The 9,040-nt window shown below is 53.4% G+C and carries 6 protein-coding genes and 2 pseudogenes; 4 read left to right on the top strand and 4 right to left on the bottom strand.

The features are described 5' to 3' along the window. The 4 genes and pseudogenes from AB4Z35_RS19810 to AB4Z35_RS19795 all read right to left on the bottom strand — a co-directional run. Positions 1–633: pseudogene (locus tag AB4Z35_RS19810) on the bottom strand (amino acid ABC transporter permease); the annotation flags it as partial. Positions 634–643: 10 nt separating this feature from the next. Then, the gene (locus AB4Z35_RS19805) at positions 644–1,822 is read right to left on the bottom strand and encodes an amino acid ABC transporter permease (protein WP_442098831.1); all 1,179 of its coding nucleotides are present in this window, start codon (positions 1,820–1,822) and stop codon (positions 644–646) included. Positions 1,823–1,879: 57 nt separating this feature from the next. After that, positions 1,880–2,842, bottom strand: a pseudogene (locus AB4Z35_RS19800) (amino acid ABC transporter substrate-binding protein); the annotation flags it as partial. Between the two features lie 442 nt (positions 2,843–3,284). Continuing rightward, entirely contained in the window at positions 3,285–4,223 is a 939-nt protein-coding gene (locus AB4Z35_RS19795) for a LysR family transcriptional regulator (RefSeq protein WP_442098829.1), read from the bottom strand. Between the two features lie 130 nt (positions 4,224–4,353). Here AB4Z35_RS19795 and glyA point away from each other — a divergent pair, with 130 nt between their 5' ends. From glyA to purU, 4 genes are all read left to right on the top strand, one after another. Next, a complete protein-coding gene (glyA, locus tag AB4Z35_RS19790; protein ID WP_442098827.1) occupies positions 4,354–5,625 on the top strand; it encodes a serine hydroxymethyltransferase in 1,272 nt (423 codons plus the stop codon). A 62-nt stretch (positions 5,626–5,687) separates the two neighbouring features. Further along, on the top strand, positions 5,688–7,019 hold the full coding sequence (locus AB4Z35_RS19785; RefSeq protein WP_442098825.1) for a D-serine ammonia-lyase: 1,332 nt from the start codon (positions 5,688–5,690) through the stop codon (positions 7,017–7,019). Positions 7,020–7,115: 96 nt separating this feature from the next. Then, entirely contained in the window at positions 7,116–8,018 is a 903-nt protein-coding gene (folD, locus tag AB4Z35_RS19780; RefSeq protein ID WP_442098823.1) for a bifunctional methylenetetrahydrofolate dehydrogenase/methenyltetrahydrofolate cyclohydrolase FolD, read from the top strand. Positions 8,019–8,029: 11 nt separating this feature from the next. Beyond that, a complete protein-coding gene (gene purU / locus AB4Z35_RS19775) occupies positions 8,030–8,923 on the top strand; it encodes a formyltetrahydrofolate deformylase (protein ID WP_095054757.1) in 894 nt (297 codons plus the stop codon). The last annotated feature ends 117 nt before the right edge of the window (positions 8,924–9,040 follow it).

Here is a 9,040-nt window from a genome sequence, read left to right as displayed (position 1 = left end):
GAACAGCACCGTAATCAACGGCACGCCGCGCCAGAACTCGATGAAGGTCACGCAGACCACCCGAATCGCCGGCATGTTCGAACGACGGCCCAGGGCCAGGACAATCCCCAGCGGCAGCGCACCGGCAATGCCGACGGTGGCGATCACCAGGGTCAGCATCAGGCCACCCCATTGGCTGGTCGCCACCGTGGTCAAACCGAAGAGGCCGCCATGCAGCAGGAAGTAGGCAATGATCGGGTACAGCACCAGGAAGCTCAGGCCGTGCACCGCTTTACGGTGAAAGCGCGAGAAAAACAACGGTGCCACGCCAATGACCGCCAGCCACACCGTCGAATCGACTCGCCAGCGCAGTTCCGATGGGTAATAACCGTACATGAACTGGCCAAAGCGCTGTTGGATGAACACCCAGCAAGCCCCCTCCTTGGTGCAGTCTGCGCGGGTCGTGCCCACCCAGTTGGCGTCAAGGATGGCCCAGTGCAGGATTGGCGGAACCACCAGGTAGATGAGGTAGAACGCAAACAGGGTCAGCAAGGTATTGAGCCAGCTGGAAAACATGTTGGCGCGCATCCACGCCACCGGCCCGAAGACTTTGCTCGGTGGCGGCATATCAGGATTGAAAGTATGAGAACTCATGCTGGTTTCCTCACCGCTCGATCAGCGCAATGCGCTTGTTGTACCAGTTCATCAGCAGGGAAATGCTGATGCTGATCGCCAGGTACACGCTCATGGTGATGGCAATCACTTCGATCGCCTGGCCGGTCTGATTGAGTACCGTGCCGGCAAACAACGAGACCATCTCCGGATAACCGATACCGGCCGCCAACGACGAGTTTTTCGCCAGGTTCAGGTATTGGCTGGTCAGCGGCGGAATGATCACGCGCAGGGCTTGCGGGATGATCACTTTACGCAGGGTTGGCCCTGGTCGCAGGCCTAGTGAGCGGGCTGCTTCGGTCTGGCCGTGGCTGACAGACTTGATGCCCGAACGCACGATCTCCGCGATGAACGCTGCCGTGTAAACGGTCAGGGCCAGTGTCAGCGCCAGCAGTTCCGGGATCAGCACCCAGCCGCCAACAAAGTTAAAGCCTTGCAGCGTCGGAATTTCCCAAGAAAGCGGCGCACCAAAGATCAATGCGGACAGCGCAGGGATCACCAGGAACATCGCCAGGCCGACCCAGAACTTGTGGAATGGCACACCGGTCGCTTCAAAGCGTTTGGTGGCCCAGCGGCTCATCAGCACAATGGCGACGATGGCAACCACAACGCTGATCACAAACGGCCAGAAACCATCCGCCATCAACGCCGCCGGCATGTTCAGGCCGCGACTGCTGACATAGAAGGTGTCGCCGAAATTATGACTATTGCGTGGCCCCGGCATGGTCAGGAATACCGCGAAGTACCAGAACAGGATTTGCAGCAGCGGTGGAATGTTACGGAAAACTTCTACATACACCGTCGCCAGCTTGGCAATGATCCAGTTCTTCGACAGCCGTGACACGCCGATGAGGAAACCCAGGATCGTCGCCAGGATTACACCGATGAAGGTTACTAGCAGCGTGTTCAACAGACCTATGACGAAAACACGCGCGTATGAATCGGCTTCCTTATAAGAAATCAGGTGCTGTGCAACCCCAAATCCAGCGCTGTTCTCAAGAAATGCAAAGCCAGAAGTGATTCCGCGATGCACGAGGTTTGTGTACGTGTTTTGGTAGAGAGTCCATCCCATCGTAGCCACTGCGGCAACGATCAGGATCTGGAAGAGTAGTGCGCGCACAACGGGATCATTAAATGACACCTGGCGCTTTGAGCCATTGTTCATTTGCATATGTACACCGGCAGGACAGACAAGAAAACGCCCGGCCTAAGACCGGGCGGAAAAGACTTAGCGGACAGGTGCTGCGTACTGAATGCCGCCTTTGTTCCAAAGCGCGTTAAGCCCACGCTTGATCTTCAAGTCACTGCCATCACCGAGGTTTCGCTCGAACGACTCACCGTAGTTGCCTACCTGCTTGACGATCTGGAAAGCCCAATCATTCGGCAGATTCAAATCCTTACCCAAAGTACCTTCGTTTCCTAGCAGCCGCGCAACATCAGGATTGTTGGTGCTCTGCTTTTGCTCGGCCACATTTTTGGAAGTGACACCCAATTCTTCGGCGTTGAGCAATGCATTTAACGTCCAGCGCACCACCGTAAACCACTCCTCATCACCTCGTCTTACGGCAGGAGTCAGCGGTTCTTTTGAGATAACTTCTGGTAGCACCACATAGTCGTCAGGAGTCGCGAGTTTTAATCTCTGCCCATAAAGCTGCGACTGATCAGACGTCAGCACGTCGCAGCGCCCAGCTTCGAGCGCTTTGAAGCTCTCGTCAGAGGTATCAAATGAGATGGGGGTAAATTTCAGTTTGTTCGCACGGAAGTAATCTGCAAGGTTCAGCTCGGTGACTGTCCCCGCCTGGATGCAGAACGTTGCGCCATTCAGCTCTTTAGCACTTTTCACACCCAGTTTTTTATTAACCAAGAATCCTTGGCCATCGTAGTAACTGACGCCCGTGAACAAAATGCCCATGGAGCCATCACGTGATGACGTCCAGGTGGTACTGCGGGAAAGCAGATCCACTTCACCGGACTGTAGCGCTGTGAAGCGCTCTTTGGCTGTGAGTTGAGAGTATTTGACCTTGCTCGCGTCACCGAAGACCGCCGCTGCGACTGCACGGCAAACGTCTACGTCGAAACCGGCAAAAGTCCCCTTCGCATCCACAAATGAAAATCCTGGAAGTCCGTCGCTGACTCCGCACTGTACAAAGCCTTTTTTCTTCACGTTGTCCAGGGTCACGCCAGCACTGGCATTAACGGACAGTAAAGACATCAGGGTGAGACCGATCAGGCCACCGCAGACTTTGATCAGCTTGTTTTCTTTTTTCATTTTAATGCTCCAGAAATGGCACGAGTAAATCCAGGCCGCACGATGCCGACGCACCGAAACCGGACGGAATTTTGAACAGCGATGTGGAGGGCAGAAAACAAGATGGACGCCGTCAGGGCACCCGGTATGCGCAGTAAGCGCTTATGGAAAGTGGCATCGTAGGCCCTCTTTTTATTGTTTTAAAAAGGCCCCGGTGTAACGGGGCAAAAACGATTTCAATTACCGTAGCCCCTGTGCAAAGTCAGAAAAAGCGAATATTTTTTCAATATTACGTAAGAAAAACTAATGAATTTGCATGAAGCCCAAGACACCCGAAGCAACGTGCATGCGGCGAGGCGATCTGATGGTTGGCGGGGAAAGGGCTTTAGCGACTGATCATCGGAGCGGATCTGGAGGTGGGAGGATCAGCGAAATCAGTCGCTTGAGCGTATATGCTTTGAATGAAAGCTTGGAGCGCAGGACTTTTCTTCTCTCCCTTGCGGAAGGCGACAGAAATCCTGCGTCGAATTTCGGGCACCAAACGGCAGACCCGTGCATCTTGCAGGTCGAAGCTAGCCCGTAACTCGGGGAAGATTGCAATGGCACAGCCTTCACGGATCAAAGAGAGAGTGACTTCGAATCCCTTACAGCGCGCGATGATGTTGGGTGTGAAACCAGCGTTCTGACACGCATCAGTCAATACGCGAGTGTAGGTACTGGAAGCAGTATCAATCACCCAATGCTCGTCACTCAGATCACCCAACGTGACCTCTTCCATGTGTGCTAACCGATGATTGGGAGACATCATCACATTAAAAACATCCTCAATCAGCGGGATGGTTTCGATGCCCGGATCAAGCAGGCCAGGTGGAATATTGAGATCATCGATCAGCGCAACGTCCGTTTGCCAGCTTCTCAACGCATTCAACCCCTCCTCCGGCTCCATCTCGTCAAACTGCACCATCAACTGAGGATGCGTGGCGCTAAGCGCGCGAATGGTCTTAGGAATAAAGGCTGCAGCCACTGAGGGAAAGGCCGCTACGCGAAGTTCGCCTGCAACCACTTCCTTCAGCTCTGCCATGTCTGCACGGGCAGACTCAAGCTCCGTAAATATCCGGTTTGCACGTTCAACCAGCATACGACCGGCAATGGTCAGGTTAACTCCCCGTCCACGCCGTTCGACCAGGTCGATTCCGACTTCTTGCTCCAGAAGGGAAATTTGCTGAGACACAGCAGATGGAGAGACATGAAGCGCTTCCGCTACCGCTGCCATAGTTTTACGAATGGATAACTCCCTTAACGCGCGCAATCTACCGATATCCATAAGCTTTTATCCCTTCACTTAACACCGAAAAATCAGTAAGAAACGCTAATGTAATATTCAAATATTATTCGCTTTTTCTCATCTTGGCCAAGGATTAGGGTATGAAAAAACCAAGACGGGAACCGCAGCAATGACCAAGTCCTATTTCCACGATCATCTGGCAGTACGCGATCCGCTGATTTTCAACGCGCTTGAAAACGAAAAAAAACGCCAACAAGGTCAGATCGAACTCATCGCATCTGAAAACTCTATAAGCCTCGCATCGCTTGACGCCCTTGGGTCAGTTATTACAAACAAGACCGTCGAAGGCTATCCGGGTAAACGCTTCCACGGTGGTGCTGATTTCGCTGATGTCGTCGAACAAGCAGCCATTGATCGTGCGAAAGAACTGTTTGGCTGTGGATATGTAAACGTTCAGCCACACTCGGGTACTCAAGCAAACCAAGCGGTGTTCTTCGCCCTGCTGCAACCAGGTGACGTAGTCCTGAGCCTGGATCTCGCTGCCGGTGGCCACTTGAGCCATGGCGCCAAGCCCAACCAGTCAGGCCGTTGGTTCACCATCGTTTCCTATGGTGTTGATCGCGAAACTGGCCGTATCGACTACGACAATGTCGAAGCGCTTGCTTTGGAACATAAGCCGAAGCTAATCATCTCGGGTGGCTCGTCTTATCCGCGAGAAATCGATTTCCCCCGCATGCGTGAGATTGCAGACAAAGCCGGCGCTACCTACTTGGTAGACATGGCTCACTTCGCGGGCCTTGTAGCCGCAGGTGTTCACCCCTCCCCGATTCCGTATGCCGACATCGTCACCTGCACTACCACTAAAACCCTACGCGGTGCCCGTGGCGGTCTGGTAATGACCAACCGCGAAGATCTGTTCAAGAAGCTGCAGCCAGCTGTATTCCCCGGTGTACAGGGCAGCGCACACCTGGCCACCATCGCTGGTAAAGCTGTCTGCCTGGGCGAGGCGCTGACTGATGAGTTCAAGACCTACGGCGCAAACGTTAAAGCAAATGCCCGCCTCCTGGCAGAGGTTCTTCAAAAGCGCGGTGTGCGCATCGTCAGTGGTGGCACTGATACTCATGTTGTTCTGGTAGACGTTTCATCGAAAGGATTGACAGGCCAAGAGTCTCAAGACGCTCTCTCGGCGATCAATATCACTTCGAACAAGAACCCGATTCCGTTCGACAGTGCGAAACCTTCGGAATGGAAAGGTCTTCGACTGGGTTCGTCTGCCGGTACTACCCGGGGCTTCGGCGCGAAAGAATTCGAAGTCATCGGCAACCTGATCGCTGACATCTTCGACGCTCAAGCGGGCGCCGAGTCTGCCCTTGAAGAGGTTATCGCGAAAAGCCGTGCAACTGTGGCAGAGCTGGTTGCCGAATTCCCAATCTATGCCTGAGGAACTTTGGCGGGCATGAATCCATCGCTCGCCGATCTCTCAATGCAGTAGGAAAATGAAAAATGAGCGTTCAACTTCCCAATGACCCAGCGCGTGACGATGTACTCGCTGGACGCCCCGCGCTTTGGCTGAACCCAGCCCTCAAGGCAAACGGCATCGCTGACCCATCTCTGCCGATCCGAGCCTCCCAAGTCAAAGAAGCCGAACAGAACTGGAAACTGTTGGCACCGCTGCTGCAGACCTGCTTCCCTGAGCTAACTGAGTCGAAAGGACTGATTCAGTCCAAGCTGATTGAAGCCACGAGCCTGCGGAAAGCAGTTGGATATGAGGCTGCCGAGTATGGTCGCGTATTCGTCAAGGCTGACGGCGACTTGCCTGTTGCCGGTTCTATCAAGGCCCGAGGCGGCGTCTACGAAGTGTTCATGTACGCCAAGCAAATGGCAGAGAAACGCGGAATTCTCACGCCTGGTGGCGACATCACTGTTCTTGCAAGTACGCAGGCTCGAGCACTCTTTGCGCAGCACACCATCGCGGTAGGGAGTACAGGCAATCTGGGCCTGAGCGTGGGCATTGCAGCACGCGCACTTGGGTTCCGTGCCGTGGTTCACATGTCGTCCGATGCTAAACAGTGGAAAGTCGAACGCTTGACTCGTCTTGGCGTTGAAGTGGTTCAGCATAAGGCTGATTACACTACTGCGGTTGAATGTGCCCGTATCGACGCCGAAGGCGATCCAACCATCTACTTCGTGGATGACGAACGCTCCGAAATGCTGTTTTTCGGCTACAGCGCAGCGGCAAGCGAACTCGCGGGCCAATTGGACGCAGCAGGTGTAACCGTAGATGAAGAGCATCCTCTTTTCATCTATCTACCGTGCGGTATCGGTGGAGCTCCAGGTGGCRCAGCCTATGGCTTGAAGGCAATCTTCGGTGATGCTGCGCACGCGTTCTTTGTTGAGCCTGTCCAGTCGCCTTGCGCGCTGGTGCACATGATGAGTGGTTCGAAAGAACTGGTATCGGTCTACGACGTCGGCCTGACCAACCGTACCGAAGCTGACGGCATGGCAGTAGCGCGTATGTCGGCATTCGTAGCGGATGTAATGAAGCCAATGTTGTCCGGCATTTTTACAGTGGCCGATGACGACTTATTCCGCTGGCTCTGGATGGCCCAGACGACTCAATCCATTCGCCTCGAACCTTCGGCAACTGCCGGATTCGCGGGGCCTGAATTCATTGTCGAAAGTACGCAAGGTCTTGCTTATCAGGAAGCTCAAGGCTTAACAGGCAAACTAGCCCAGGCTACTCACGTCATCTGGACGACCGGTGGCGCCTTTGTTCCAGAAGACCAGTTCAAAAAATTTATGGATCGTGGCGCGTCCTTAGTCAACGTTGAATAAGGAAGTTTTGCCAAGGGTATGAACTTCATACCCCATCCCCCTACTTGCGTCAAAAAACAACAACCACGCCAGTTTTTGATGTTGAGGTAAAGTTCCATGAATAAACCATTCCTGGCCGACCGTATCGACGGGAAAGGCTATGCAGCTGATCTAGTCGAGAAACTCACGGATGAAGTCGCAGAAATCAAATCGAAAACCGGTCTTACGCCCGGCTTGGCAGTTATCCTTGTGGGAGAGGATCCGGCCAGCGGTGTTTATGTAGGCGCAAAACACCGACAAACGCTTGCAATTGGCATGGAGTCGTTTGTACACCGACTTGCGGTCGATACAACTCAGACCGAGTTGATGACATTACTTGAGGAGCTAAATGCTGCTTCGGAAGTAAATGGCATTTTGGTGCAACTTCCCCTGCCTGCACACTTGGATACTAATGCGGTTATTAATGCCATTGATCCAAATAAAGACGTTGACGGCTTCCACATCTTGAACGCTGGCCGTCTTGCGACCGGTCAAGATGCCCTGGTTCCATGTACTCCCCTAGGCTGCCTGATGATGCTCAAAGACCGAATCGGCAGTCTCGCCGGCCTGCACGCCGTGGTCGTGGGCAAATCCAACATCGTCGGCAAGCCCATGGCACAGCTCCTGATGGCCGAGAACTGCACTGTCACCGTAGCGCATTCAAAAACCAAAGACGTCCCCGCACTCTGCCGTACCGCAGACATCCTCGTTGTCGCTGTAGGCCGCCCCGAGCTTGTAAAGGGTGACTGGATCAAAGCTGGTGCAGTCGTTATCGATGTTGGTATCAACCGAATTGATCGCGACGGGCGTTCCAGGATTGTGGGGGATGTTGCATTTGACGAAGCAGGGCATGCCTCGGCAATTACCCCAGTTCCAGGCGGCGTCGGCCCAATGACTATCGCATGCCTGCTGGCCAATACCGTTACAGCATTCAAGCGTCAGCACCACATTGTTACCAACCAGGCAGCAGTTGCCGTTTAAGGTGATCTCAGATGAACAAAGCTAAAAATAACGTACTTCGTGTTACCTGTCCTTCGATCCGGGGCGTAACCGCTGATATTACTGCTTTCTTGTCTGGGCATGGTTGCAATATTCGTGACAGCGCCCAATTTGACGATGAGAGCACCAATCACTACTTCATGCGCATTACCTTCCGTTCTGAGGAAGGTTGCTCACTGCAGGATCTCGAAAGAGAGTTCCAACCACTTGTAGAGAAATACAAGATGGATTACGAATTCTTTGATGAGCGTACTAAACGCAAAGTCATTTTGATGGTGTCGCGTTTCGGTCACTGCTTAAACGACCTGCTCTATCGCTGGAGCATCGGTGCCTTGCCAATCGACATCGTTGGCGTGATCTCAAACCACCTGGACTTCCAAAAGGTAGTAGAAGGACATGGCATTCCTTATCACCTCATCAAGGTAACCAAGGAAAACAAAGCAGAGGCTGAAGCTGAACAAATGCGCATCGTTCGCCAAACCGGCGCCGAGCTCATCGTGCTGGCTCGCTACATGCAAATCCTTTCTGATGAGATGTGCCAGCAGATGTCGGGCCGGATCATCAACATCCACCACTCTTTTCTGCCGTCTTTCAAAGGCGGAAGCCCATACAAGCAGGCGTTTGATCGCGGCGTGAAACTGATTGGCGCGACCTCACACTTCGTGACTGCTGACTTGGACGAAGGGCCTATCATCGAGCAAGACATCGTTCGCATCACTCATGCTCAGAGCCCTGAAGACTATGTTTCGTTGGGACGCGATGTTGAAAGCCAGGTTCTGGCCCGCGCTATTCATGCCTATGTGCATGGCCGGGTTTTTCTAAACGATACCAAGACGATTGTGTTCCCGCCTTCGCCAGATTCCTATTCGTCTGAGACTATCGGTTGAGGTGCGTGTTTCGGCCAATATCTAGACCATAAAATCTTGGATGCTTGGCCAAACCCTTAAGACGAAAGTACCCCCCTTGGGAGTATTCCTAAGGGGGCACATTCATACAAAAAATCC

This window comes from Pseudomonas sp. KB_15 (genome assembly GCF_052114525.1).
Taxonomy (GTDB): domain Bacteria; phylum Pseudomonadota; class Gammaproteobacteria; order Pseudomonadales; family Pseudomonadaceae; genus Aquipseudomonas.
Note: the sequence above shows the minus strand (reverse complement) of the source record. Positions and strands in the feature narration are given on the sequence as shown.